Origin of the sequence: Bradyrhizobium sp. S3.2.6 (assembly GCF_040546885.1) — a bacterium.
In the GTDB taxonomy this organism is placed as follows: Bacteria; Pseudomonadota; Alphaproteobacteria; order Rhizobiales; family Xanthobacteraceae; genus Bradyrhizobium; species Bradyrhizobium cytisi.
Genome location: NZ_JBEPOS010000008.1, coordinates 163,557 through 188,787 on the forward strand (window position 1 = coordinate 163,557; position 25,231 = coordinate 188,787).

The following is a 25,231-nucleotide window of genomic DNA, read 5'->3' on the forward strand; positions in this document are numbered from 1 at the left end:
CCTCATCTCGAACGGAATTCCGCCCAAGAAGAAGCAGATTCCACGAGAATCTTCTATAGGCCAAATCATGGCGCCGCGGGGACGGACCGGTTGAACCGCCGTTACGGCTGGACCGACTATCACATCAACGGCGTAAGGTTCCGCATGGAGCCAACGGGGAGCCGTTCTGCAGCGGGAATATCACGATGACGCGTCGGTTTTTCAGAATTTTGGCGGCGCTTGGCCTGGCGGCGGGCCTCAGCGGTTTCGCGAGTGCCGCACATGCCGAAAAGCGTGTCGCGCTCGTCGTCGGCAACAATGACTATAGGAACGTTCCGAAGCTCCTGAAGGCCGTCAACGACGCCCGCACTATGGGCGATACGCTGAAGCAACTCGGCTTCACCGTGATGGTCGCCGAAAACCAGAACCGTCAGCAATTCTCCGAGACGCTGCTCGCCTTCGACCGGGCGATCGAGCCCGGCGACACCGCGTTCTTCTTCTATGCCGGCCACGGGTTCGAGATTGCGGGCCAGAACTATCTGCTGCCGACCGACGTGCCGGCGGCGGCCGAAGGCCAGGAAGAGCTGGTGCGCGACGCTTCGATTCTCGCAGATCGTGTCGTCGAGCGCCTCCAGAACAAGAAGGCGCGCACCTCGATCCTGGTGTTCGACGCCTGCCGCAACAATCCGTTCGAGCGCAGCGGCACGCGCGCAGTCGCCGGCGGTGGTGGGCTTGCGCCGATGACGCAGCTGCCCGAAGGCGTGTTCTCGGTGTTCTCGGCAGGTCCGCGCCAGACCGCGCTCGATCGCCTCTCCAACGATGATGCCAATCCCAATTCGGTGTTCACGCGCACCTTCGCCAAGGAGCTGCTGCAGCCCGGCGAGAACCTCGTGCAGGTCGCGCAGCACACGCGCCGCCTGGTCAGCGAGATGGCCGATACCGTCAAGCACAAGCAGGTGCCGGTCTATTTCGACCAGATGGTCGACGACGTCTTCCTCAGCGGAGCCGCGAAGGATGCCGCGGCCGCGCGTCCGGCCGACCCGCCGCCGCAGAAGCTCGCGGCGCTGCCGCCGGTCTCGGTGCCGCGCGTGCCGAAGGAAGAGACCACCAACGCGCCGATCGCGAGCTTCTCGCGCCACAATGGCGGCTGGAGCGTGACGTTCTCCTTCGCTGATCCCACCCTCGGGGTGTCCTGGCGCATGGCAGGCAATGGTGATTTCCGCGAGACCGGCTTCATCGACGCGCTCGATCCGCGCACGCGCAAGCGGATGCCGAACCCGTCGATCGAGCTGCCCCCGGACGCGCAGGCCGGCACCATCGAGGTCCGCTACGTCGACGCGTCCGGTGACATGCAGGGCCCGTTCCCGATCAAGTTCGATCCCGAAGCGGCGCTGATCCGGGACCAGCGCAAGATCCTCGACATGACCGCCACGAGCTGGCTGTCGTTCCGTCAGTTTAACGGGCTGCTGGTGTATTATTCCCATCTGGTGTCATATCGCTGCGCGATCCGCGAGGCGCGGATCGGCATCGACACGGCGGTGCCGGACAAGGTGCTGAAGCTGCCGCCTTGCGACCTCCGCGATCCCTCGGCGATCACGGCCGGCATGCTGCTCTACGAGAAGCTGCCTCCGGCCACGCAGTTCATGTCGGTCGAATTGACCTATCGCGACGGCAGCGTTTCCGAGGTCAAGAGTTTTCGTACGGCCAACCGCAGCAACAATTGAGCTGTCTCGGGGGCTCCGAAGCGGGCGGGGACTGGTCCGCTAAGGCCGGCGCTTCCTGAAGAGGCGCTTGGCAGAGTCGATGGCCTCGATCAGGGGTGGCGCCAGCGAGAAGAAAGTTCCCATGGCGATCGAGATGATGACATGGCTGAGCAGGAGCTTCTCCTGCTCCTCAAACGGATAGCCATGCTGATCGATCCGCACAGGTGCAAGCGCACCCGTCGCCCGCGGATCCAGTCTTCGCGGTTTGCGCGCCGGAAGCATGATCACGACAAAAAGCACGTTGATCAACAACCAGATGCTAAGCACTATGAGGAGGGTGCGCACAGCAAGATCATCCTGAAATCAATCGAACTCGTCAGCAACGCTACGGACCATTCGCTCTCACGGCAAACCAATTCGGACTTGTTGCACCGCACAGCGGACTAAAGTCGCAAGCGAGGATCTGATGGCTGAAACAGATACGCCTCAGCACACCGTAGGTCACTCCGTGAGAGTCCGGTGTTGCATTGTCGGCGGTGGGCCCGCGGGAATGATGCTCGGCTATCTCCTCGGGCGCGCCGGCATCGATGTCGTGGTGCTGGAGAAGCACGCCGATTTCTTCCGCGATTTTCGCGGTGATACCGTGCATCCCTCGACGCTCCAGCTGATAGACGAGCTCGGCCTGATCGACGGCTTCCTCAAGCTGCCGCATCAGCGCTTGCAGACGATGGATGGCCTGTTCGGCGGCACCAAGGTGCGGATCGCCGATCTCAGCCGGCTCAACACGAAATACCCCTTCATCGCCTTTATGCCGCAGTGGGATTTCCTGAATTTCCTGCGCAAGGCAGGCGGGCGCTTCGCCTCGCTCAAGGTGATGATGAGCACGGAGGCGGTCGACCTGATCCGCCGCGGCGAGACCATCGCCGGCGTGCGCGCGGAAACGCCAGACGGCACTGTGGACATCGAGGCCGATCTCACCGTCGCCTGCGACGGCCGGCATTCGACCGTGCGCGAGCGCGCCGGCCTTGAGGTCAAGGAGATCGGCGCGCCGATGGACGTGCTCTGGTTCCGTGCCGGCCGCAAGCCGGACGAGACCGAGAATCTGTTTGCACGGATCGAGCCCGGCAGGATGATGGTCACGTTCGACCGTGGCGATTACTGGCAGTGCGCCTATGTCATCGCCAAAGGGCAATACGATGCGGTGAAGGCGAGGGGGTTGCAGGCACTGCTCGACGACGTCGTGCGGATGGCGCCGGTCCTGCGATCCGGAGTTGCCGACGTGAAGAGTTTTGACGACATCAAGCTTCTGACGGTCGCGATCAACCGCCTGCCACGCTGGACACGGCCGGGCCTGCTCTGCATCGGCGACGCCGCACACGCGATGTCGCCGGTCGGCGGCGTCGGCGTCAATCTCGCCGTACAGGACGCGGTCGCGACTGCAAACCTGCTCGCGGAGAAGCTTCAGCGCGGCTGTCCATCCGAGGACGAGCTCGATACCGTGCGGCGCCGCCGCGAGTTCCCGGTGAAGATGACCCAGGCGATGCAGGTGATCGTGCAGAACAACATCATCAGGGGCGCGCTGCAGGGCGGCGATCACCCGCTCAAGGTGCCGCTGCTCCTGCGATTGATCTCCGCATCGCCATGGCTTCAGGGGATTGCGGCGCGCTTCGTTGCGCTCGGTGTGCGGCCCGAGCACGTGCGTTCAAAGGCCGCGCCGGCGTCAGGGATTCAGTAGGGATAATGTCGCGTTAAATCGCGCGCTTTGCGTTGCGTTCGCGCAACAGCGCACGCGGATTTATAGACCGCAATGCGTCAATCCGGCGCCTTAACTCTCTTGATTCAAATTTGAGTAAGAACTGTCTGTGAGCGTGCACCCATCAAAGGACACGGGGTGTACCAGTATCATGCGTAACAAATTGATTGCCGCCTTCGCCTGCACGACCGCTCTGGTTTCGACCGGCGCTGCTTCCGCTGCCGATCTCGGCGCGCGGCCCTACACCAAGGCGCCGGCCTATATCGAGCCTCTGTTCAACTGGACCGGCTTCTATGTCGGCGGCCACATCGGTGGCGCATGGACCAACGAGCAGTTCATCAACAATGGAATCGGGGCGCCGTTCGGTGATCTGACGCCCGGCCAAGGCTATCGTCAGCGTGGTAGCGGCATCATGGGCGGCGCCCAGATCGGCTACAACTGGCAGGCCAACAACTACGTGTTCGGCATGGAAGGCACGATCTCCGGCCTCAACAACAAAGGTACCGTCGTGAACAGCGCGTTCGGCGCGGGCGACGACGTATTCTCCTGGCGTGCGAACGTTCTTGCCACCGTCGTCGGTCGCGCTGGCTTTGCCGTGCAGAACAACCTGTTCTACATCAAGGGCGGCTATGCCGGCGTCAACAACCGCCTGTCGGTAACCGACACGGTCGGCCCGGCGACGGGCAACGGCGGTCAGACCCACTGGGCCAACGGCTGGACCGTGGGCGCCGGCTGGGAATACGGCATCACCCGCAACTGGATCGTCGGCCTCGAGTACAATTACGCGGCCTTCGGCAGCCAGACCTATCAGCTCGGCGGCACCTCGGGCAATTACACGTTCGATGCCAAGCCGCGCGACATCCAGTGGGCCGTCGTGCGCGCGAGCTACAAGTTCGATGCGCCGGTCGTCGGCCGCTACTGAGCAACAAACGACCAATCAGCAAAAAAGATCACTGCCAAAAATTTAGAGCCCCGGCATCGCCGGGGCTTCTTTTTTTACGCGAAAGGCGCCTCACGCCATTACTGAAAACCCGCCGTCGACGGGGATCGCTGTGCCCGTGACGAAGTTCGAGGCGGGCGAGGCCAAGAAGACCGCGATGCCGGCGAAGTCGTCGATGTCGCCCCAACGCCCCGCAGGCGTGCGCGCCAGCACGCGCTCGTGCAGACCCGACACCTGCTGCCGCGCGCCGCGGGTGAGATCGGTGTCGATCCAGCCCGGCAGGATCGCATTGACCTGGATGTTGTCGGGCGCCCAGGCATTCGCGCAGGCGCGCGTGTACTGCACGATGCCGCCCTTGCTGGCCGCATAGGCGGTCGCGAAGCTCGCGCCGAAGATCGACATCATTGAGCCGATGTTGATCACCTTGCCGTTGCCCGATGCCTTCAGCGCCGGATAGGCGAGCTTCGAGCACAGGAAGGCGCTGGTGAGGTTGGTGTCGATCACCTTGTTCCACTCGTCGAGCTCGAGCTCGTGCGGCGGCTTGCGGATGCTCATGCCGGCGTTGTTGATCAGGATGTCGATGCGGCCGAGATCCCCAACGACGCGGTCGATCATCGCCGCGACCGCGTCCTTGTCGGTGACGTCGGTGGTGACGGAAATCGCCTTCACGCCGCGCGCCTTGAGATCGGCAACGGCAGCCGCCGACTTGGTTTCGTTGCGTCCGACCACGGCAATATCGGCGCCGGCGTCCGCAAGCCCATGGGCGAGGCCGAGTCCGATGCCGCCATTGCCTCCTGTGACGATCGCGACCTTGCCGCGGAGATCGAACCGGTTGGATGTCATGCTTTCACTTCCTGGTTTCTTCTATTGGTTGCTTTGCCAGATCAGCACCAGCCCGAAGCCTGCCATGGCGGCGCCATAGCCGGCCCATTGCAGCTGGTTGACCATGAAGCTCGATCGCGGCCAGGCGACGGTGCCCGTGCCTTGTCCGATCCAGAGCAGCCCGACAGCGAGGGCAAACAGGCCTGCGATCAGCAGAAATCTGCGCATGCATTCCTCCCTGTCGGTCTGATTCTGTCGTGGCCTGCGGAACAAAAGGACGGCCGCACTTCGCGAGAGCTTGCGGCCAGACTAGCCGTAGCTTCTGTTCGGATACAATGGGCAGGGATGCAAGGCCGCGCGAGAACGCATGTTCGCCGAGACCACCTCGGGCATCGCCGGCGCGAGCAGCTCGTTGAAGGCGAGCATCAATCGCTCAGGCCTCCGAACACGAAAAAGCCCCGGCAATGCCGGGGCTTTAGCGTCTGAAGTTGAATTCGGATCAGATCAGTACTTTTCAGCTCAGTACTTGGCGACGACCGGGCCGGTCCAGTTGAAGCGGTAGACCAGCGAGGTCGAGATCGTCTGGTTCCAGCTGTTGGCGCGGATGCTGTTGACGCCGGTCGGCAGGTTGGTGACGTCGGAGAGCTCATCCCGGGTCTTGGCGTTGTAGAAGGCCGAACGGTACTCCGTCTTCATGAACCAGCCGGGCGAGGAGATGCCGAAGATGTTCAGGCTGTTCTCGACGCCGCCGCCGACGAAGAAGCCGTTGCGGTTGTAGCCGGCGAGATGGACACCGGCGGGAACGCCACCCAGATTGGTGAAGCTCGTGCTGCCGAAGTGAGCGCCCGAATAACCGCCGTTGACATAGGAGAGAACGTTCGGAGCGACCAGCCAGCCGAGGCGGACGCCGGCGGCCCAGGAGTCTTCCAGCTTCTGGTTGCCGGTGTAGCCGAGGATCGGATCCTGCACGGTGGAGCGGATGCTGCCGAATTGACCGTCAGCGAACACGCCGGCGACCCAGGTGCCGCTGAACTGCCAGTCGTAGCCGAGACCGACGGTGCCGAACCAGCCCGAACCACCCTGACGCTGGGTGATGGTCAGCGGAACCGCGCCGACGGTCGACTGGACGGACTGGTCGGAGTTCGAGAGACCGCCGCCGCCACCGCCGAAGATGTAGAAGCCGGTCCAGTTGGCAACCGGAGCCGCCATCGGAGCCTTCACGTAGGGACGGGCCGCAAGGTCAGCCGCCGAAGCCGAACCGGTCATCGCCGCAACCGCGGTCAGCGCGAGTACAATCTTCTTCATGATTAAATCCCCAACCTTAGGTCCGTAGCAGGCGCGAGCGCTCTGAAGTCCGTGTGATCTGATGCCCGGACTATAGACGGTTCTCGCCGAAATGCTGTTGCAGGGCAGGCACAGTCGCCGGAAAACGCCCGCCATCCGGGTTTTGAGGTGCCGTCAATAAGTCCCCAAAAAGCGACGTAATTTCAATGTATTACGCCGGTCTCCGCATCGCCTGCCCGGGTAGGGTTCTGTTAGGAATTCGCCTTTGTCCGAAACGGAGGCGATCCTGCCTCAGCCTTGGCTTGCCGACCGGCCGCTGTGAGTCGTTGGCCGAGTCGCGCTTTCGCCATCCCAATTGAAAAACCCCGGCCTCGGGCCGGGGCTTTTCAGCGGGAATCGCCGCATCAGACGTCGAGCAGCTCTTCGCTCGCGAACTCGGCCTTGTCGGAGATGAAGGCGAAGCGCGCTTCGGCCTTGGTGCCCATCAGGCGTTCGACGGAATCCGCCGTGGTGTCGCGATCGTCGGCGAGCAAGACGACTTTCAGCATGGTCCGCTTGGCAGGATCCATGGTGGTCTCCTTGAGCTGCGCCGGCATCATCTCGCCGAGGCCTTTGAAGCGGTTCACCTCGACCTTGGCGTTGGCATTGAATTCGCTTTTGATCAGCGCTTCCTTGTGCGCGTCGTCGCGTGCGTAGACCGACTTCGATCCATGCGTCAGCTTGTAGAGCGGCGGCACTGCGAGGAAGAGATGCCCCTCGTCGATCAGCCGCGGCATCTGCCGGTAGAAGAACGTGATCAGCAGCGATGCGATGTGGGCGCCGTCGACGTCGGCGTCGGTCATGATGATGATGCGCTGATAGCGCAAATCCTCTTCACGATACTGCGCGAGCATGCCGCAGCCGATCGCCTGCACCAGGTCGGCGAGTTGGGTGTTCGCCGTCAGCTTGTCCTTGCCGGCGGAGGCGACGTTGAGGATCTTGCCGCGCAGCGGCAGCACGGCCTGGGTCTTGCGGTCGCGCGCCTGCTTGGCACTGCCGCCGGCCGAGTCGCCCTCGACGATGAAGAGTTCCGAGCCGTCCAAGCCCGCATCGCTGCAGTCGGCGAGCTTGCCGGGCAGGCGCAGCTTCTTGCCTGCGGTTTTCCGCGCGGTCTCTTTCTCTTGCCGCCGACGCAGCCGCTCCTCGGCGCGGTCGATCACGAAATCGAGCAGCCGGTTGGCCATGTTCGGATTGCCCGACAGCCAATGGTCGAACGGATCCTTCATCGCCTGCTCGACGATGCGCTGCGCTTCGGCGGTGGCGAGACGATCCTTGGTCTGGCCCTGGAATTCAGGCTCGCGCACGAACACGGACAGCATCACGGCGGCGCCCACCATCACGTCTTCCGAGGTGATGGACGAGGCGCGCTTGCCCTGACCGACGCGTTCGGCGTGATCCTTCAGGCCGCGCAACAGCGCGCTGCGCAGGCCGGATTCGTGCGTGCCGCCATCGGGCGTCGGTACGGTGTTGGTGTAGGAGGAGAGGAAGCCGTCGGCATCCGCGGTCCAGGCCACGGCCCATTCGCAGGCGCCATGCGCGCCGTTGCGGCCCGACTTGCCAGAGAAGATGTCGGGATGCACCAGCGTGTCGGCGTGGATCGCCGCCGCCAGATAGTCCTTCAGGCCGCCGGGGAAGTGGAAGGTCGCTTCCGGCGGAACATCCTCGACGCCCTTGAGCAGCTCGGGCGCGCAGTTCCAGCGGATCTCGACTCCGCCGAACAGATAGGCCTTCGAGCGCGTCATCTTGAACAGGCGCTGCGGCTTGAACGCGGCCTTGGCGCCGAAGATGTCGGCGTCGGGCTTGAACCGCACGCGCGTGCCGCGGCGGTTGTTGACCTTGCCGAGATCCTCGAGCTTGCCCTTGGGATGGCCGCGCTCGAACGTCATGCGATGCAGCTTCTGGCCGCGCGCGACCTCGACCTCGAGCAGCGAGGAGAGGGCGTTCACCACGGAGATGCCGACGCCGTGCAGACCGCCGGAGGTCTCGTAGACCTTGCTGTCGAACTTGCCGCCCGAATGCAGCGTGCACATGATGACTTCAAGCGCCGACTTCTTCGGAAACTTCGGATGCGGATCGATCGGGATGCCGCGGCCGTTGTCGGTGACGGTGAGGAAGCCGTCCGCGGAGAGCTCGACGCCGATGAAGGTCGCGTGTCCGGCCAGTGCCTCGTCCATCGAGTTGTCGATGACTTCGGCGAAGAGGTGATGCAGTGCCTTCTCGTCGGTGCCGCCGATATACATGCCGGGCCGGCGCCGCACCGGCTCCAGGCCTTCGAGCACCTCGATGTCGGCGGCCGTGTAATCGGCCTCGCCGCCGGTTCCGCGCGGCGCTGCCTTCGCGGCGGCTGTGCGCCCCTTCGGCTCATTGCCGTCGAATAGGTCGTCTTTGGCTTTTGTTTTCAACTGCTTGGACATATATCTTGATGCGTTTTGATGGCCGCGAAGGCGGCGAATCGGTTGGCCCGACTATGCCACTTCTGGCTTCGAAAGGTTATCGCAGCGCCGGCCGGGCGCTGTGGGTGGGAGCTAATGCCGGCGAATTTACGCCGCAAGCTAACCAAATCCCGGCAATTTGAGGCTTCGGTCCGGCCGGAGCCGGCTTTGTGACTTGATGTCACACAAGTCCCTGGCTTACCAGTGCTTTTCACCAGCAGCACCTCAAGGCGGGGCGGGAAGGCTATTCTGGAATGGAGCAGTACGCGCACGCACTGGCCGATTTCGTGCGCCTCCATCAGGCTTGGGCTGCGCCGATCGTGTTCCTGCTGGCGTTCGGGGAATCGCTGGCCTTCATCTCGCTGTTGATCCCGGCCTGGGGGGCGCTGGTCGCCATCGGCGCGCTGATCGGGGCGAGCGGCATCAGCTTCTATCCAATCTGGATTGCCGGCGCGATCGGTGCTGCCCTCGGCGACTGGGTCTCCTACTGGTTCGGCTACCGCTACAAGGAGCAGGTCGCGCAGATGTGGCCGCTCTCGCGCTATCCGGAAATCCTGCCCAGGGGCGAGGCGTTCGTGCGGAGCTGGGGCGTGCCCAGCATCTTCATCGGCCGCTTCTTCGGACCTTTGCGCGCCTCCGTGCCGCTCGCGGCCGGCATTTTCGAGATGCCTTACTGGAGCTTTCAGGCCGCCAATTTCGCCTCCGCGCTGGTCTGGTCGGCGGCGCTCCTGCTGTTCGGCGATGTGATCGCGACGATCATGGAATGGCTCTGGCGCGTGATCTGAGCGAGACCGGGACAGGTTGACGCCCGCAGGGCGGAAGAAATTTAAAAGTCGTTCTTTTCGAGAGTGCGGCTGGTAATTTTCGCCTGCTAGTTGAGTTGCCGACTTAACGGCCGAGCGCTCAGCATATGATCGTACGCGTTTGTTCAGCTTTCCTGGTGGCGTTGCTCCTCGCGTCGCCATGCATGAAATCGTATGCCGCTGAATCATCCGCCGCTGATCGGCCCGGCTGGGTCGATCCGGGCTGGCGGCGAACGGTGGCGCGCTACGCCGTGACATTCGACGAGAAGGGGCTGAGCACGGAGGTCTTTGAGTTCGAAATCAAGGCGCTCGACGAGAAGGGCGCCGAGGCGATCGCGCAGCAGAGTTTTCAGTACAACAGCTATTTTGACGATTTGTCCTCGATGGCGCTTGCCACTCTCAAGGCCGATGGCACCGTGGTCGAGGTCGACGAGCGCGCCATCCGCGATCAACCGGCGTCGACAGATTCCTCGTCGCCCTATTTCGACGAGGTTCGGAACAGAATCATCGCCTATCCCCATGTTGCTCCCGGCGACAGCATCCGCGGGCGTCTGGTCTACAAGGCGAAGCAGCCGAGATTTCCGGGTGAGTTTGCGCGCTCCTGGAGCGAGCCGGCGAGCCAGCCTCCCGAATTGCTCGAGGTGACCGTTGATGGACCGGCATCCAGGCCTTTGCGGGTCGCGTTGCGCAATGTCGAGCACCGTGAAGAGAGGGTGAACGATCGGATCGTCCATCACGTGCGCTTCCAGCAAGACGCGCCCAGACCCCGCCAGATCGACGACGAGACGCTCGCATTTGCCGAGCGTTTCGAGGTCAGCACGTTTGCCGACTATTCCGCTTTCGCGGCGATGCTGAACGCACGCAACGCACCGATGGCGCGACCGGACGACAGGGTGACGCGACTGTCGCGGGAGATTGCCGGCGACGCCGTCGGCACGCGCGCGAAGGTCGAGCGCCTCTACAATTGGGTGGCTCGAAACATCCGCTACGTCGGGATTGGACTCGAGGACGGCGGCTGGACGTCGCAGCCTGCCTCGGCTGTGCTGGCCTCGCGCTACGGCGATTGCAAGGCGCACGCGACGTTGTTCAAGGCGCTGCTTGCCGCCCAGGGCATCGAAGCCAATCTGGTCGCGGTGAACGCCGACGCAAGATACACGCTCACCGAAATTGCCACGCCGAATTTCGACCACGCGATCGCTTATGTCCCGGAGATCGACCAATATCTCGATCCGACCGCGCCGCTGTTCGCTTTCGGCTCCCTGCCGCCGAACCTCGCGGGCAAGCCGGTTCTCAACATCGACAAGGGCACTTTGAGCCGCATTCCCATGGCTGGTCCGGAGCGCTTCCGGATGGCTGCGGAAACGGACTACGTCCTCGGCAATGATGGGAAACGCGAAGTCCGCTCGATCCTGTCTGGCACTGGCGTTGGCGCGCAAATAGGACGCACGCTCGCGCAGGGATTGGATGATGAAGACCGGCGTATGGCCGCCAGAAAGCTGATCGAGCAGGCCGGTCTGACCGGCACCGGCGATTACACCTATCCAAATCCGCGCGAACTGACAGACGACTACGCGATCACATCAACGTTCCAGATCAGCAAACCTGTCGATCTCGACCGGCCCGCGCGCATCAGGATGTTGCCTCTGACCGATCCAAGACAATCGCTCCTGCGGTTGGTTGCGCGCCAGACGAATGGACGGCCTTTTGTTTGCCGACCGATGGAATACCGCGAGGTCGCTTCACTCACGGTCCCCGAAAACACATTCTTCTACGAGAAACCGGCACCGATCGCCTATTCGGCGACGTTCGAAGGCAGAACGGGCAACGCTGAAATCCACGGCCGGATCGAGGTGAATGGCACCATCGCTGTCGATGGCCGAACTATCCGCTCCAATGCGCTTCTTCGCCTGACGCTCGACGCACCGGTCTGCCCGGCGGAGTTTGGTCCGGCTATCGAGAAGGGGTTCGATAAGCTCGACGAGTTCAAGTACGGGCTGATCGGCCTGACCCCGAAGGGAGCAGCCTCGGTTGTCGAGGTCAGCGCAGATTTCACCGACGGTGCGAACGCATATCTTGCTCACGATTTCCAACGCGCGATCGAGCGGTTGAGGCCGCTGGCCGAAATCGGCAATGCACGCGCGCAGTCCTATTTGGGCGCGATGTACCGGGACGGAAATGGAACGAAGCGTAATCGCGCGGAGGCGATCAAGTGGTTTCGTCTCTCCGCCGAACAGGGCGATACCTACAGTCAGGAGCAACTTGCCTACCTCTACGAGACGGCCACAGGGACGGCTCGCGACGAAAAGCAGGCGGCCGAGTGGTACGGCAAGGCCGCGGATCAGGGCAATGCCTACAGCCAGACCCGCCTTGCCGCCATGTACAGGGACGGACGAGGCGTTCCCCAGGACTTTGCCCTCGCTTTCGATCTGTTTTCGAAGGCGGCTGAGCAGGGCTCGACGTACGCGCAGACGGGCCTCGGCCTGTTGCACATCAAGGGTGAGAGCGTGCCGCAGGACCTTGCCAGAGGCATTTCCCTGCTGCGCAAGGCCGCCGATCAGAACGACGGCTGGGCCCAATACAATTTGGGGTGGGCCTATGAGAGTGGCACGGGTGTGCCGAAGGACACCCAGCAGGCAATCAATTGGTACAGCAAGGCGTCGGCTCGTGGAAACGAGCAAGCAGGCGCTCATCTATATGAGCTGACACGCGGTGGTTCCTTCTGGGGGACACTCTTCAGTCATCTCGGCCTGGCTAGGTGGTAGCGACCCAAAGGCTGCGGCGGGGCGGAATGACAGCTCCAAATCCTTGACGCCAGGCCGGTTTGGCCTTATAGCCCCGCGCCATGATCAACGCCGCGACCATCCTGTTCGCCCGTCGCCGCCGCCGCTCTTTAGCGGTTTGGGCGGTCGATCGCGTTTGAGATCATCGTCTTTGCCGCTGGACCCGATCCGCGGCATTCTCTCTCCTGTCAGCGCGATCTGATCCGGCGGCCCCCAAGGAGGCCCAGCAGGAGACCACGATGTACACGCCACCCTTTTTCAAGCCGGATCGCGCCGCAAGCCTGAAATTCGCAGGCGACCGCGGCTTCGGTACCATGTGCGCCTTCGACGGCCACAAGCCGGTCGCCTCGCCGCTGCCGTTCTATTTGACCTACGCCGCCGACGGCACGCCGCAGGCCGCCTTTCATGCTGCACGTCACAATCCGCTGGTAAAGCTTGCGGACGGCGCAACGTCCTGGCTGCTCGCGATCAATGGCCCCGATGCCTATGTATCGCCCGACTGGTACGTCTCGCCGGATCAGGTGCCGACCTGGCTCTACCAGTCGGTGCATCTGAGCGGCTCGGTGCGGCTGTTGTCGGACGATGAGCTGGTGGTGCAGATCGATACGCTGAGCGACAAGTTCGAGAGCTGGCTGTTGCCGAAGACGCCGTGGAATTCGGCGAAGATGACTGCGGCCCGGTTCGAAGCGATGAAGAAGGCGATCGTGGGTCTGGTCATGACGGTTGAAGAGGTCGAAGGCAGCTTCAAGCTCAATCAGCACAAGTCCGACGCCGATTATACGGCGATCGCGACTGCGCTCGGCGAGGGCGATACCGACGCGAAGCAGATTTCACAGTTGATGCGGCAGGCAAGGCCGCAAGCTTTTGCAGACGACACGAACAAGCTCGAAAGGAGCGTGCCATGAGCCTTTCTGAAACCAGCCTCGTTGACACCAAGGACGCCCCGAAGTCAGCTGCCGCCAGCAGGCCCGCCACCGTCTTCGTCGATGGCGGCTCCGGCACCACCGGCCTCGGCATCAACGAGCGGCTCAAGCTTCAGAACGATGTCGTGGTGAAGACCATCGCCGACGACAAGCGCAAGGATCCGGCGGCCAAGAAGGCGCTGATGGAGGAGGTGGATCTCGTCATCCTCTGCCTGCCTGATGATGCCGCCAAGGAGACGGTGGCGCTGATCGACAGCATGGGCGATGCGGGGCCGAAGGTGCTGGACGCCTCGACCGCCTACCGCGTCGCGCCGGACTGGGCCTACGGTTTTCCGGAACTGGCACCGGACCAGGCCGGCAAGATCAAGGCCGCGAAGAAGGTCTCCAATCCCGGCTGCTATCCGACCGGCGGCATTGCGCTGCTGCGGCCGATCGTCGATGCCGGCCTGTTGCCGCCCGATTATCCCATCAGCGTCAACGCGGTGAGTGGCTATTCCGGCGGCGGCAAGTCGATGATCGCGAGCTTCGAAGACGGCAGCGCGCCGTCGTTCGAGCTCTATGGCCTCGGCTTCGAGCACAAGCATCTGCCGGAGCTGCAGCTCTATTCGAACCTGACGCGGCGGCCGATCTTCATTCCCTCGGTCGGCAATTACCGGCAGGGCATGCTGGTCTCGATCCCGCTCCAGCTCGACGCGCTGCCGGGCAAGCCGAGCGGCGCCGACCTTCAGGCCACGCTCGCCAAACGCTACGCGGGCTCAAGACACGTCTCGGCGATGCCGCTCCAGAATGAGGCGTCGAAGGGCGGCCGGCTCGAGCCGGAAGCGCTCAACGAGACCAACATGCTCGAGCTCTACGTCTTCGCCAGCGACAAGTACCATCAGGCGGTGCTGGTCGCGCGGCTGGACAATCTCGGCAAGGGTGCGTCAGGCGCGGCCGTGCAGAACATGCGGCTGATGCTCGGCATGGCGGACGTGTAAGGCACGGCCGTGCCCCGGACGCAGCGCAGCACTTCTTCAGTGATGCGCTGCCGAGCCGGGGCCATCTTCTTGCTTGGTCTGCTTTCTGCGTCCCGGCTCGCGCTTCGCGCGTCCGAGACACCAAGCCTCAGTACTTCGCGACGACCGGGCCACCGAACCGGTAGTTGATGCGCGCGGTGATCAGGTCGACATCCTGACGGATGCTATCAGTGCGCGAGAACGCACCGGCAGGCACCGCCGGCGCCAGCACGCCATTGGCCGTGAGGGTGACGTCGTGCCGGCCCATGAACAGGTGGTCGTATTCGAGGCCGACCGACCAGTTCTGGGCAAAGCCATATTCGAAGCCGACGCCGACCGTACCGCCCCAGCGGGTGTCGTTCGCGCGATCGAACTCGGCGCCGGCCAGTCCGCCCGTACCGATCCCGCGGTATTGATTGCTGGTGACCGCGGCGCCGCCCTTCACATAAAGCAGCGCATTATTCCAGGCGTAGCCGACCTGGCCGGTGAACAGTCCGAAGGCGTCGATATGGGTGCGGTTCGCGACGCCGAACACCGTGCTGGCATTCCGGCCCGAGAGGTCGGCCCAGTCGCCCTGAGCCTCAAGACCGAACACCAAGGCGCTGCTCTGCCAGCGATAGCCGATCTGGCCACCGGCGACGGCGCCGGTCGCATCATGGCAGCCTTCGGCGATGCCGGCCGGGAAACCGGCAGTCCCGTCCCAGCAATTCCGCGACGTGCCATAGCCGCCGTTGGCGCCGATGTAGAAGCCGCTCCAATCATAGACCGCGGCGATCATCGGCGGTGCCTTGGTGTAGGGGCGAGCGGCGAGATCGGCGGCGTTGGCCTGGGTCGCGACGGCGGCGAGCGCGAGCGCGCCGAGCGCGGATACAACCTTCAAATTCATGTCTTCCCCGAATCTATCAATTGCGATGCGCAAATATACATGGGGATGGGCGACAACTTGTATGTGCAAACCGGAGCGATGCTGATTCTCTGGAAGTGTCGTCTCTCGGCAACACCTGCGGTTCCCACGTGGCTGCCTTGGGAGTAGGCAGTTTGTCGGCAGCCTGCCGACACGAGTGTCGCCGTGGACGAAGCTACATTGCAAATTTTGGAGAAAATCCCGGCTGGCGTTGCCGCGTGATCGGGACGCTGGTGTCAAACCAGCTTGAAGACCGCCAGCACCAGCACGGCCTGCGCGAGGAAGCCGACGGTGAAGGCGAGGGTGCGGAACACCGGAATGCCGAGCGCATAGACGATCAGATGCGCGACGCGCGACCAGAAATAGACGACGCAGGCGAGCACCGTCCATTTCGAGGAATAGTCGACCGCGTTCAGGATCAGCACCAGCGGGGCGAACAGCACGAGGTTCTCGACCGCGTTGTCGTGCGCGAACATCAGGCGGTTCGCCCACTCCGACTGCGGCTTGTCGCCGCGCGAGGGGTTGGCCATCGCGCCGCTGAGCCCGCGAATCTGGCAGCGGTTGATGGTATAGGGAATCCAGAGGATCCCGGTCAGGATCACCGTGCAGGTCAGCCAGAACAATTCACGCGTCATAACCCGGTCCCCTTCAAAATCGATGTCGTGAGCTTATACGAAAGTGCGCGCCGTTGCGCTATGCGCGAACCCTGACATAGCTGCCCGGGGCGTCCTCGATCGGCGGCAGCGCTTCGCTTCCGACGCCGCGCGCAGGCACTTCCTCCGGATCGAGCCCGCCCAGCCATTCGCGCCAGTCCGGCCACCACGAGCCCTTGTGCTCCACCGCCCCCTTCATCCACTGGGCGACGTTGACGTCCTTGATGTTGTCGTTGGTCCAGTACTGATACTTGTTCGAGGCCGGCGGATTGACGACGCCTGCGATGTGGCCGGAGCCGGACAGTACGTATTTCACGGGGCCGCCGAAGAACTGCGAGCCGTACAGCACCGATTCCGCCGGCGCGATGTGGTCCTCGCGCGTGGCGAGGTTGTAGACGGGCACCTTGACCGTGGAGAGGTCGAGCAGCGTGTTGTCGAGCACCATGGTGCCGGTCGACAGCCGGTTCTCCAGATAGCAGTTGCGCAAGTAATAGGAATGGTTCGCCTGGGTCATCCGCGTCGCGTCGGAATTCCAGTGCAGCAGGTCGAACGCGCTCGGTTGCTGGCCTTTGAGATAGTTGCTGACCACATAGGACCAGATCAGGTCGTTGGAGCGCAGCATGTTGAAGGCCATCGCCATCTTGGAGCCTTCGAGCACGCCGGAGGCCTTCATGTCCTGCTCGAGCGCCGCGATCTGGTCCTCGTCGACAAACACGAGGAGATCGCCGGCATGGGTGAAGTCGACCTGGGCGGCAAAGAACGTCGCCGAGGTCACGCGCTGGCGCCGCTTCTCGGCGAGCCAGGCCAGCGTGGTCGCGAGCATGGTGCCGCCCACGCAATAGCCGGCGGTGTGGACCTTCAACTCGCCGGTGACCCGCTCGATCACGTCCATCGCCGTGAGCGGGCCTTCCTTCATGTAGTCTTCCCAGCTCTTGGCACCGAGCCGCTTGTCGGGATTGACCCATGAGATCACGAACACGGTGATGCCCTGATCGACGCACCACTTGATGTAGGATTTCTCGGGCTTGAGATCGAGAATGTAGAACTTGTTGATCCAGGGCGGGATGATCAGCAGCGGCGTACGCAGCACCTTCTCCGTGGTCGGAGAATACTGGATCAGCTGCATCATCTCGTTCTGGTAGATCACTTTGCCCGGTGTCGTCGCCATGTTGACGCCGACGACGAGGTTGTCGGGATCGGACTGGCGGATCTTCAGCATGCCCTTGCCGGCGGCGATGTCCTCCGCCAGCATCGTCAGGCCGCGCGCGAGGTTCTCGCCGCTGCTGGCAACCGTTTGGCGCAGCACCTCCGGATTGGTCAGCACGAAGTTCGACGGCGAGATCGCGTTGGTGAGCTGCTGCATGTAGAACTCGGCCTTGCGCCGGGTCTGCGGATCGAGCCCCTCGGCATCGCGCACGAGCTCCTGCGCCCATTTGGTCGTGAGCAGATAGAGCTGCATCATGAAATCGAAGAACTGGTTCGACTTCCATTCCGGATCGGCAAAGCGCTTGTCGCGCGGCGAGGGCGCAATCGCGGGTTGGGCCTCCTGGCCGGCCATCCGCCGTGCCGCCGAACCCCAGAGATCGAGATAGTCCTTGGCGAGCTTGGTCTGGAGGTCGGACGCACGCGACTGGTCCGACAGCCAGTATTCCGCGACCGACGTGAACGTCTTGACGACCTCGGCGATCTCGGCCGGCGGACGGTCCTGCACCTCGCCGGTTTCGCGCGGCTTGAGATACGCGGCGAGCGCCTTGCCGCCGCTTTCCATGGCCCGCGCGACATTCATCGCGAAGGCTTCCGCATCGAACTTCGTTTCAGATTTTGTCCCAGCTTTGGGCGTATCGGTCGTGGCACTATTCATGAAGGCAACAGTAACGATTCATTCCGTATTCGTCACCGCGAAGCTCGCTGGTTTCGCGTCAAACACGCGCGAAGATGTGCTGCACTGCGACAAGGCTTCTTGCTTTTGTCACAATCGCAGTGCACCTCTCGCGGTGTGGGCCTTGGATGATTTCTCGCTCGTACCATTTGTGGGCAGCAATGGTTTGGGCTTGGGCAGGTTGTTGGGTTAAGCTCCCGCAGCCTCGCATGGGACGAGTAGGGGAATTCCCAGGTGTTTGCGTTTTGGGACCTGCAAAAGTCGCGGCTTGCATGCTGCGCGCTGCTGACGACGGCGATTGCGCTGGGCGGCTGTTCGAGCCAGCTCGCGGACATGTCGGCCGCCGACACGCCGGCTCATCCGAGGGAGCCCGGTGCCTATCTGCCGGTGCACGATCTGCCGCCGGATCGTGATCAGGCGATCATCCCGCCCGACCAGCGCGCCAAGATCGAGGCCGAGCTTGCGGCCGCCCGCGACCGCCAGGCCGTCGCCGCCAAGGACGCCAAGTAAGACCGCCAAGTAAGGACCGCCCCAATCAGGCACGGGACGCCATCGCGGGCACAAGGTAATCGCTGGCGCCCCTGCCACTCCGTGCTAAAAAGACTTCAATTCAGCCGAGAGTCAGGGCGAAGGAGTTCAGTCCTCGTCACCGAAAATCGCTCCAAGCATTTGATTTTAAGCGATTTTTGTGTGCAGGGCGAGATCTCCTCGAGGGGTGGTCATCGCCCATCGATTCTATCCTGAGCGGTTGCCCGGAGCCCAGAGAGCCATGGACGAGTTTTACCGCATCCGCCGCCTTCCGCCTTACGTGTTCGAACAGGTCAACCGGGCCAAGGCGGCCGCGCGGAATGCCGGCGCCGACATCATCGATCTCGGCATGGGCAACCCGGATCTGCCGGCCCCGCCACACGTGCTGGAGAAGCTCAAGGAGACCCTGGGCAAGCCGCGCACCGACCGCTATTCGGCTTCCCGCGGCATCCCGGGCCTGCGCCGGGCCCAGGCCGGCTACTACGCCCGCCGCTTCGGCGTGAAGCTCGATCCTGATACCCAGGTGGTGGCGACGCTGGGCTCGAAGGAGGGCTTTGCCAACGTGGCTCAGGCGATCACCGCGCCGGGCGACGTCATCCTCTGCCCGAACCCGAGCTACCCGATTCATGCCTTCGGCTTCTTGATGGCGGGCGGCGTGATCCGCTCGGTGCCGTCGGAGCCGACGCCGCAATTCTTCGAGGCGGTGGAGCGGGCGATCGTGCATTCGATCCCCAAGCCGCTCGCGCTCGTGGTCTGCTATCCCTCGAACCCGACCGCCTATGTCGCGAGCCTCGATTTCTACAAGGACCTCGTCGCCTTCGCGAAGAAGCACGAGATCCTGATCCTGTCCGATCTCGCCTATGCCGAGGTCTATTTCGACGAGAGCAACCCGCCGCCTTCCGTGCTCCAGGTGCCCGGCGCCATCGACGTCACCGTCGAGTTCACCTCGATGTCGAAGACCTATTCGATGGCCGGCTGGCGCATGGGCTTTGCGGTCGGCAATGAGCGCGTGATTGCGGCGCTCGCCCGCGTCAAATCCTATCTCGATTACGGCGCGTTCACGCCGGTGCAGGTCGCGGCGACCGCCGCGCTGAACGGCCCGGACGATTGCATCAAGGAGATGCGCGACACTTATCGCAAGCGCCGCGACGCGCTGGTGGAATCGTTCGGCCGCGCCGGCTGGGAGATTCCGCCGCCGGAGGCCTCGATGTTCGCCTGGGTGCCGTTGCCGGAAGCGTTCCGCAGCGTCGGCAGCATGCAGTTTGCGACCCTGATGGTGGAGAAATCCGGCGTCGCGGTCTCGCCCGGTGTCGGCTTCGGCGAGCATGGTGAAGGATATGTCCGTATCGCCATGGTGGAAAACGAGCAACGGATCAGGCAGGCCGCGCGCGGCGTGCGCCGCTTCCTTGAAAGCGGCATCGAAACGTTGCACAACGTCGTTCCGCTCGCCAATCGGCGCTAATTCTCTTCTGCAGGTTCACTAAAGCATCATGGTTGCACCCCTGAAAGTGGGCATAGCGGGGCTCGGCACCGTGGGCGCCGAAGTTATCCGTTTGATTGAAACCCAGGCCCGCGTGCTAGCGGGCCGCAGCGGCCGCGGCATCCGCGTCGTCGCCGTCACTGCGCGCTCGAAGGCCAAGAAGCGCAGCATCGATCTGCGCGGCGTCGAATGGGTGAAGGATCCGGTGGCGCTTGCCACGCATCCCGGCATCGATTGCTTCGTCGAGCTGATGGGCGGCGCCGGAGATCCCGCGCTGTCGGCAGTCGAGGCGGCGCTGACGACCGGCAAGTCGGTCGTCACCGCCAACAAGGCGCTGCTCGCCAAGCACGGCCTGAAGCTCGCCAAGGCCGCTGAAAAGCACGGCGGTGCGCTGAATTTCGAGGCAGCCGTTGGCGCCGCTATCCCCGTCATCAAGACGTTACGCGAAGGTCTTGCGGGAACCGGCATCAACCGGGTCTACGGCATCCTCAACGGCACCTGCAATTACATCCTGACGCGGATGGAGCAGGAAGGCCTGTCGTTTGCCGAGTGCCTCAAGGATGCGCAGCGGCTCGGCTATGCCGAGGCCAATCCGTCCTTCGATGTCGACGGCCACGACACCGCGCAAAAGCTCGCCATTCTCGCCAGCCTCGCTTTCGGCACGAAAGTTGCTCAAAGCGCGGTGTATGTCGAAGGCATCTCCTCCATCGCGCCGGAAGATCTGCGCGCTGCCGCTGATCTTGGCTACCGCGTCAAGCTGCTCGGTGTTGCCGTTCGCACGGCCAAGGGCATCGAGCAGCGCGTGCATCCGACCATGGTTCCAAAAATCTCTTCGATCGCGCAGGTGATGGGTGTCACCAATGCGGTCACGATCGATGGCGAGGGCATTCCGCCGATCACGCTGGTCGGTCCCGGCGCCGGCGGTGCCGCGACCGCGTCCGCCGTCGTGGCCGATATCGCCGACGTTGCGCGGGGCATCCGAGCCAATCCGTTCGGCCGTCCCATTGCGCAACTGCGCGACACCAAGAAGGCTCCGATGGAGCGGCACGAGGGCGGCTATTACATCCGCCTCTTGGCACGCGATTTCCCGGGCACCGCGGCTGCGATCGCGACCCGGCTTGCAGAACAGAAGATTTCGATCGAGTCGATCGTGCAGCGCCATCCCAATGGCGGCGCTGCGCCTAGCGACGGCAAGGCGGTCCCCGTGCCCGTCATCCTGATCACCTACGCCACGCATGAGGACGCGGTGCGCCGCGCGCTCGCCGCTGTGCAGCACGACAAGGTGATCAGCGGACGGCCGCAGGTGATCCGGATCGAGAAGAACTAGAGCATGACCCGGAAAGGTGTGAAGCGGTTTTCCGAGCAGGTCATGCTCAAACATTGAGGCGGTTCGTTCGAACGAACTGTGGGCGTTGCGAGTTGATGCGGGCAGGGAGTCCTGTCCAAAACTGTTTCGAAGGAGTTAGCCGATGTCGACCCATATTTCAGTGCCGCCGCACGCATTGCTCGAGCGCATTCTCACGCTGGAGATCGTGCGCGTGACGGAGCGGGCGGCGGTGTCGTCGGCGCGGTTGCGCGGGCACGGGCAGGAGAAGCCCGCCGACCAGGCCGCCGTCGACGCCATGCGCCGCGAGCTCAACAAGCTGCCGATCCAGGGCACCATCGTGATCGGCGAGGGCGAGCGCGACGAGGCGCCGATGCTCTTCATCGGCGAGAAAGTTGGCATGAACGCCGGGCCGGAAGTCGATATCGCGGTCGACCCGCTCGAAGGCACCACGCTCTGCGCCAAGAACATGCCGGGCTCGATCGCCACCATGGCGATGGCCGACGGCGGCACGTTGCTGCACGCTCCCGACGTCTACATGCAGAAGCTCGCGATCGGCCCCGGTTACGACAAGGGTGTCGTCGAGCTCGACGCGACGCCGGCCGAAAACGTCCGCCGTCTCGCCAAGGCCAAGGGCGTCAAGCCTGAGGGCATCACCGTTCTGGTGCTCGACCGTCCGCGCCATGCCAGCATCATCGAGAGCGTGCGCTCGACCGGGGCTGCCGTGCGCCTGATCACCGACGGTGACGTCGCCGGCGTGATCCACTGCGCCGACCCCGATAACACCGGCGTCGACATGTATCTCGGCACCGGCGGCGCGCCGGAAGGCGTGCTCGCGGCGGTGGCGCTGCGTTGCATCGGCGGCCAGATGCAGTGCCGCCTGATCCTCGATTCCGACGAGAAGCGCGAACGCGCCGCCAAGATGGGCGTCAACGATCCCAAGATGATCTACGGCATCGAGGACATGGCGCGCGGCGACTGCTTGTTCGCAGCGACCGGCGTCACCACGGGCTCGCTGCTCTCGGGCGTCAAGTTCCGCAAGGACGGCGTGATCGAGACCGAGACGGTGGTGATGCGCTCGGTCACCGGCACCGTGCGCTACATCAAGGCCGAGCACCGCGAGCTCGCGAAGTTCCACCTGGATTGATGCTCTCCGTCATTCCGGGGCGACGCGAAAGCGTCGAGCCCGGAATCCAGAGATGATGGCGCCAGAATCCGGGTTCGCGCGCGCTCCGCGCGCCCCGGAACGACAACAATAAGAACAAGGGAAGCGCACATGTCCGACCTCTCCGCCGTCAAAGCCCTCGTCTTCGACGTGTTCGGCACTGTCGTGGACTGGCGCACCAGCCTGATCACCGACTTCATCTGGTGGGGGAAGGGCCGCGGCGTCAGCACCGACTGGACCGCTTTGGTCGACGGCTGGCGCGCCGTGTACTCGGCCTCGATGGACGACGTGCGCAAGCACCCCGAGCGCGGCTATGTCATGCTCGATGATCTGCATCGCCGCTCGCTGGAGAAGCTGGTCGAGCAGTTCGCGATCGAAGGCCTCACCGAAGCCGATCTCGATCATCTCACCAAGGGCTGGCATCGCCTGCACCCCTGGCCCGACAGCGTCGCCGGCCTGACGCGGCTCAAGACAAAATTCGTGATCTCGCCGCTGTCGAACGGCAACGTCGCGCTGCTGACCAACATGGCGAAGTTTGCAAAGCTGCCGTGGGACCTCATCATGTCGGCCGAGCTGTTCGAGCACTACAAGCCCGATCCCGAAACCTATCTCGGCGCAGCAAAGCTGCTGTGCCTCAAGCCGGACCAGGTGATGATGGTCGCAGCCCACAATGGTGATCTCGCCGCCGCGCAGAAGTACGGTCTGAAGACCGCGTTCGTCGCGCGGCCGACCGAGTACGGCCCGTTGCAGAAGGTCGATTTCGAGGCGACCGGCAACTGGGACATCGTCGCCAAGGATTTTGGCGGCGTCGCCGACCAGCTCGGCTGCTAGCGCACGGCCTCGCCGACCCTCAAATCCTTCCGAACGCGACCGTGGCCTTGTCGTAGGCGCCGTCGCCCATCGTGCCGGCTTCGAAGATGCCGTGCTTCTCGATCCAGTCGAACGACTGCTCGTAGATCTCGCGCGAATAGGGTTCGAACACGATCCGCTCGCCGGGCCCCCAGCGCCTGGTATCCATCGCGGCATGGAATCGGTCCGGGAATTCGTTCTTGTAGTAGCGGGTGAATAGCTCCGGACGCAGGTCGATGTCGCGCTGGGCCTTCTTCAGCGCCCGGAAGTAGCGCTTGATGTCCTCGGGCGCCGGATCGCCATTGATCATGGACGCGATCATGAACGTGGTGTCGATGATCTTGCGATAGCCGAGCTGCTCGGCGAAATAATAGGGGCCGTTGAACAGCGAGGCCGCCTCGCTCTTGCCTTCGAACAGCAGCTCCATCCGGCGGAACAGCATGCCGTCCTCGAAGGTGAGGTTGATCTGGCCGGGCGCCAGATACGGCTCGAGTGCCTGGATCGTCGAATAATGGCTGCCTGACTGGAATCCGACCGAGATCGGCACGCCGGCGAGATCGGCAGGTGTGCGGATCTTCGAATCCGCCGGGACGAAAATGCCCGAAGGCGCGACCGAATAGACGTCGGCGTAGAGCTTGGCGTGGCCGTTCGAGGCGGCGACGTTGACGGTCCAGTGGCAGGCGCAGCTGACGTCGGCCTTGCGGCCCTGCTCGATGCTCTGGAAGGCGCCTTCATTGACCTTGTTGTGGTGCTGGCCCTCGGTCGAGCGGATCAGCTCGCGGAATTCGTAGTCGAGCCCTTCGTCGCGGAAGTAGCCCTTCTCCTCGGCCACCCATTCCTGCAGGCGGAAATGCGACTCGATCACGAATTTGGTCATGGCGTCCTCCGTGTCCGCGTGGCCGTTTCGGCCGTTCGATTGACTGCAGGATAACAAAGGGGGAAGCTCGGGCCATGGCCGCGAGGGAATGTTTCATATGTCAAAAATGGAATCTTCCGGGATCGACTTTCGCGATCTGCGCGTGCTCGACGGGCTGATCCGCGAGGGCAGCATCACGCGCGCGGCCGTGAGCCTCGAGACCACGCAGCCGGCGATCAGCAAGCTCCTGGCGCGCTTGCGGCTGCGCTTCGACGATCCCCTGTTCGTGCGGCGTGGCAGCGGCGTGCAACCGACGGCGCGCGCCGTCGAGATGGCGGCGCAGATCCGCGCCTTGCTCGAAATGGCCGACCGGTTGTGGCAGGAGCGGCTGCCGTTCGATCCCCGCAAATCCGAGAAGACCTTCAGCCTGCTGTTGACCGATGTCGGCATGGTGCGGTTCCTGCCGCCTCTGGTCGCGCGCCTTTCCGAACTCGCACCGCGCGTTCAGGTGCGCGCAATCCCGCTGGACTCCCGGCACTTCGCCCTCAAGCTCGAGTCGGGTGAGGCTGATCTTGCGCTCGGCGCCTTGCCGCGTGCGGCGGGGCATCTTCGCTCCCAGCGGCTCTACTCGGACGGCTACGCAAGCGTCGTGAGACGAGGCCATCCAAGGCCGGCGGCGGCGCGCACGCGTCGGGGATTTCTCGAGGAGAAGCACATCCTGATCACGGCGTCCGAGACCGGCCATGCGGCCCACCTCGAGACGCAGCGCGTGCTGACGCGCGCGATCGCGCGCACGAACATCCTGTTGCAGGTGCCGAGCTTCATCGCGGGCGCGATCGTGGCCTCGCAGACCGATGGTGTCGCGACCTTGCCCGCCAATCTGGCCACGATCGTCGCCGAGCCGCTCGGCATGACCGTGTTCAAGACGCCGGTGGCGCTACCGCGGATCGAGATCGCGCAATATTGGCACGAGCGTTACCACCGCGATCCCGCTCACCGCTGGCTGCGGTCGATCACGCTCGATCTGTTCGGCAATCGCGCCTAGCGCGATCAAGGGCTCCACCGGCGGTGCCCTCTGAGGTCGCGGGGTACCAGTCTGCGACGGCTCTCGATATTTCGATGGGCACACCTTCGCGTTCT

General features: G+C 63.7%; 23 protein-coding genes. 14 read left to right on the forward strand and 9 right to left on the reverse strand.

Annotated elements, in window-relative coordinates; translation table 11 throughout:
• Positions 1–185 precede the first annotated feature (185 nt).
• Complete coding sequence (locus ABID58_RS17280) at positions 186–1,703, forward strand: caspase family protein (RefSeq protein WP_148748812.1); 1,518 nt, start codon at positions 186–188, stop codon at positions 1,701–1,703.
• 39 nt (positions 1,704–1,742) lie between these two features.
• On the opposite strand, the gene ABID58_RS17285 is transcribed toward ABID58_RS17280, so the two are convergent.
• Positions 1,743–2,027 (reverse strand): hypothetical protein, encoded by a 285-nt coding sequence (locus tag ABID58_RS17285; RefSeq protein ID WP_148748813.1) that lies wholly within the window; start codon positions 2,025–2,027, stop codon positions 1,743–1,745.
• A gap of 121 nt (positions 2,028–2,148) precedes the next feature.
• Here ABID58_RS17285 and ABID58_RS17290 point away from each other — a divergent pair, with 121 nt between their 5' ends.
• Together ABID58_RS17290 and ABID58_RS17295 are read left to right on the forward strand one after the other, a co-directional pair.
• Entirely contained in the window at positions 2,149–3,417 is a 1,269-nt protein-coding gene (locus ABID58_RS17290; RefSeq protein ID WP_354033505.1) for an FAD-dependent oxidoreductase, read from the forward strand.
• Positions 3,418–3,586: 169 nt separating this feature from the next.
• Positions 3,587–4,357, forward strand: coding sequence for an outer membrane protein (locus ABID58_RS17295; protein WP_354033506.1), 771 nt, complete (start codon positions 3,587–3,589; stop codon positions 4,355–4,357).
• 90 nt (positions 4,358–4,447) lie between these two features.
• On the opposite strand, the gene ABID58_RS17300 is transcribed toward ABID58_RS17295, so the two are convergent.
• The 4 genes from ABID58_RS17300 to parE form a co-directional block, all read right to left on the reverse strand.
• On the reverse strand, positions 4,448–5,218 hold the full coding sequence (locus ABID58_RS17300; protein WP_148748816.1) for an SDR family NAD(P)-dependent oxidoreductase: 771 nt from the start codon (positions 5,216–5,218) through the stop codon (positions 4,448–4,450).
• Between the two features lie 21 nt (positions 5,219–5,239).
• Positions 5,240–5,425 (reverse strand): hypothetical protein, encoded by a 186-nt coding sequence (locus ABID58_RS17305; RefSeq protein WP_007609848.1) that lies wholly within the window; start codon positions 5,423–5,425, stop codon positions 5,240–5,242.
• 291 nt (positions 5,426–5,716) lie between these two features.
• Positions 5,717–6,502, reverse strand: coding sequence for an outer membrane protein (locus tag ABID58_RS17310; protein ID WP_148748817.1), 786 nt, complete (start codon positions 6,500–6,502; stop codon positions 5,717–5,719).
• 383 nt (positions 6,503–6,885) lie between these two features.
• Positions 6,886–8,934, reverse strand: coding sequence for a DNA topoisomerase IV subunit B (parE, locus tag ABID58_RS17315; RefSeq protein ID WP_354033507.1), 2,049 nt, complete (start codon positions 8,932–8,934; stop codon positions 6,886–6,888).
• 5 nt (positions 8,935–8,939) lie between these two features.
• Between parE and ABID58_RS17320 the strand changes: the two genes are divergently transcribed.
• The 5 genes from ABID58_RS17320 to argC all read left to right on the forward strand — a co-directional run bounded on the left by ABID58_RS17320 (position 8,940) and on the right by argC (position 14,435).
• Entirely contained in the window at positions 8,940–9,095 is a 156-nt protein-coding gene (locus ABID58_RS17320) for a hypothetical protein (protein ID WP_354033508.1), read from the forward strand.
• A 111-nt stretch (positions 9,096–9,206) separates the two neighbouring features.
• Complete coding sequence (locus tag ABID58_RS17325; protein ID WP_148748819.1) at positions 9,207–9,737, forward strand: DedA family protein; 531 nt, start codon at positions 9,207–9,209, stop codon at positions 9,735–9,737.
• Between the two features lie 182 nt (positions 9,738–9,919).
• A complete protein-coding gene (locus tag ABID58_RS17330; RefSeq protein WP_354033509.1) occupies positions 9,920–12,517 on the forward strand; it encodes a DUF3857 domain-containing protein in 2,598 nt (865 codons plus the stop codon).
• A 257-nt stretch (positions 12,518–12,774) separates the two neighbouring features.
• Positions 12,775–13,440: an FMN-binding negative transcriptional regulator gene (locus ABID58_RS17335; protein ID WP_354033510.1), complete on the forward strand. Its 666-nt coding sequence runs from the start codon at positions 12,775–12,777 to the stop codon at positions 13,438–13,440.
• The gene (argC, locus tag ABID58_RS17340; RefSeq protein ID WP_148748821.1) at positions 13,437–14,435 is read left to right on the forward strand and encodes an N-acetyl-gamma-glutamyl-phosphate reductase; all 999 of its coding nucleotides are present in this window, start codon (positions 13,437–13,439) and stop codon (positions 14,433–14,435) included. Before ABID58_RS17335 ends, argC begins: the two co-directional genes overlap by 4 nt.
• A 127-nt stretch (positions 14,436–14,562) precedes the next feature.
• Here argC and ABID58_RS17345 read toward each other — a convergent pair whose 3' ends face one another.
• The 3 genes from ABID58_RS17345 to ABID58_RS17355 all read right to left on the reverse strand — a co-directional run bounded on the left by ABID58_RS17345 (position 14,563) and on the right by ABID58_RS17355 (position 17,871).
• Positions 14,563–15,339: an outer membrane protein gene (locus tag ABID58_RS17345; RefSeq protein ID WP_148748822.1), complete on the reverse strand. Its 777-nt coding sequence runs from the start codon at positions 15,337–15,339 to the stop codon at positions 14,563–14,565.
• Between the two features lie 254 nt (positions 15,340–15,593).
• On the reverse strand, positions 15,594–15,992 hold the full coding sequence (locus ABID58_RS17350; RefSeq protein WP_148748823.1) for an MAPEG family protein: 399 nt from the start codon (positions 15,990–15,992) through the stop codon (positions 15,594–15,596).
• A 58-nt stretch (positions 15,993–16,050) separates the two neighbouring features.
• A complete protein-coding gene (locus ABID58_RS17355) occupies positions 16,051–17,871 on the reverse strand; it encodes a PHA/PHB synthase family protein (RefSeq protein ID WP_354033511.1) in 1,821 nt (606 codons plus the stop codon).
• Positions 17,872–18,123: 252 nt separating this feature from the next.
• Between ABID58_RS17355 and ABID58_RS17360 the strand changes: the two genes are divergently transcribed.
• The 5 genes from ABID58_RS17360 to ABID58_RS17380 all read left to right on the forward strand — a co-directional run bounded on the left by ABID58_RS17360 (position 18,124) and on the right by ABID58_RS17380 (position 23,217).
• Entirely contained in the window at positions 18,124–18,399 is a 276-nt protein-coding gene (locus tag ABID58_RS17360; RefSeq protein WP_148748825.1) for a hypothetical protein, read from the forward strand.
• 259 nt (positions 18,400–18,658) lie between these two features.
• Positions 18,659–19,879: an LL-diaminopimelate aminotransferase gene (locus ABID58_RS17365; protein WP_148748826.1), complete on the forward strand. Its 1,221-nt coding sequence runs from the start codon at positions 18,659–18,661 to the stop codon at positions 19,877–19,879.
• A 28-nt stretch (positions 19,880–19,907) separates the two neighbouring features.
• Positions 19,908–21,224, forward strand: a complete 1,317-nt coding sequence (locus ABID58_RS17370) for a homoserine dehydrogenase (RefSeq protein ID WP_148748827.1) — start codon at positions 19,908–19,910, stop codon at positions 21,222–21,224.
• 142 nt (positions 21,225–21,366) lie between these two features.
• On the forward strand, positions 21,367–22,368 hold the full coding sequence (gene glpX / locus ABID58_RS17375; protein WP_148748828.1) for a class II fructose-bisphosphatase: 1,002 nt from the start codon (positions 21,367–21,369) through the stop codon (positions 22,366–22,368).
• A gap of 129 nt (positions 22,369–22,497) precedes the next feature.
• A complete protein-coding gene (locus ABID58_RS17380) occupies positions 22,498–23,217 on the forward strand; it encodes a haloacid dehalogenase type II (RefSeq protein WP_354033512.1) in 720 nt (239 codons plus the stop codon).
• Positions 23,218–23,236: 19 nt separating this feature from the next.
• On the opposite strand, the gene ABID58_RS17385 is transcribed toward ABID58_RS17380, so the two are convergent.
• Positions 23,237–24,112 (reverse strand): ABC transporter substrate-binding protein, encoded by an 876-nt coding sequence (locus tag ABID58_RS17385; protein WP_148748830.1) that lies wholly within the window; start codon positions 24,110–24,112, stop codon positions 23,237–23,239.
• 97 nt (positions 24,113–24,209) lie between these two features.
• Between ABID58_RS17385 and ABID58_RS17390 the strand changes: the two genes are divergently transcribed.
• Positions 24,210–25,136, forward strand: a complete 927-nt coding sequence (locus ABID58_RS17390; RefSeq protein WP_354033513.1) for a LysR family transcriptional regulator — start codon at positions 24,210–24,212, stop codon at positions 25,134–25,136.
• Positions 25,137–25,231: the final 95 nt, after the last annotated feature.

Coding starts and splice junctions, on each gene's coding strand:
- ABID58_RS17280 (WP_148748812.1), top strand. CDS start 186: ATGACGCGTCGGTTTTTCAGAATTTTGGCGGCGCTTGGCCTGGCGGCG.
- ABID58_RS17290 (WP_354033505.1), top strand. CDS start 2,149: ATGGCTGAAACAGATACGCCTCAGCACACCGTAGGTCACTCCGTGAGA.
- ABID58_RS17295 (WP_354033506.1), top strand. CDS start 3,587: ATGCGTAACAAATTGATTGCCGCCTTCGCCTGCACGACCGCTCTGGTT.
- ABID58_RS17300 (WP_148748816.1), bottom strand. CDS start 5,218: ATGACATCCAACCGGTTCGATCTCCGCGGCAAGGTCGCGATCGTCACA.
- ABID58_RS17305 (WP_007609848.1), bottom strand. CDS start 5,425: ATGCGCAGATTTCTGCTGATCGCAGGCCTGTTTGCCCTCGCTGTCGGG.
- ABID58_RS17310 (WP_148748817.1), bottom strand. CDS start 6,502: ATGAAGAAGATTGTACTCGCGCTGACCGCGGTTGCGGCGATGACCGGT.
- parE (WP_354033507.1), bottom strand. CDS start 8,934: ATGTCCAAGCAGTTGAAAACAAAAGCCAAAGACGACCTATTCGACGGC.
- ABID58_RS17325 (WP_148748819.1), top strand. CDS start 9,207: ATGGAGCAGTACGCGCACGCACTGGCCGATTTCGTGCGCCTCCATCAG.
- ABID58_RS17330 (WP_354033509.1), top strand. CDS start 9,920: ATGAAATCGTATGCCGCTGAATCATCCGCCGCTGATCGGCCCGGCTGG.
- ABID58_RS17335 (WP_354033510.1), top strand. CDS start 12,775: ATGTACACGCCACCCTTTTTCAAGCCGGATCGCGCCGCAAGCCTGAAA.
- argC (WP_148748821.1), top strand. CDS start 13,437: ATGAGCCTTTCTGAAACCAGCCTCGTTGACACCAAGGACGCCCCGAAG.
- ABID58_RS17345 (WP_148748822.1), bottom strand. CDS start 15,339: ATGAATTTGAAGGTTGTATCCGCGCTCGGCGCGCTCGCGCTCGCCGCC.
- ABID58_RS17350 (WP_148748823.1), bottom strand. CDS start 15,992: ATGACGCGTGAATTGTTCTGGCTGACCTGCACGGTGATCCTGACCGGG.
- ABID58_RS17355 (WP_354033511.1), bottom strand. CDS start 17,871: ATGAATAGTGCCACGACCGATACGCCCAAAGCTGGGACAAAATCTGAA.
- ABID58_RS17365 (WP_148748826.1), top strand. CDS start 18,659: ATGGACGAGTTTTACCGCATCCGCCGCCTTCCGCCTTACGTGTTCGAA.
- ABID58_RS17370 (WP_148748827.1), top strand. CDS start 19,908: ATGGTTGCACCCCTGAAAGTGGGCATAGCGGGGCTCGGCACCGTGGGC.
- glpX (WP_148748828.1), top strand. CDS start 21,367: ATGTCGACCCATATTTCAGTGCCGCCGCACGCATTGCTCGAGCGCATT.
- ABID58_RS17380 (WP_354033512.1), top strand. CDS start 22,498: ATGTCCGACCTCTCCGCCGTCAAAGCCCTCGTCTTCGACGTGTTCGGC.
- ABID58_RS17385 (WP_148748830.1), bottom strand. CDS start 24,112: ATGACCAAATTCGTGATCGAGTCGCATTTCCGCCTGCAGGAATGGGTG.
- ABID58_RS17390 (WP_354033513.1), top strand. CDS start 24,210: ATGTCAAAAATGGAATCTTCCGGGATCGACTTTCGCGATCTGCGCGTG.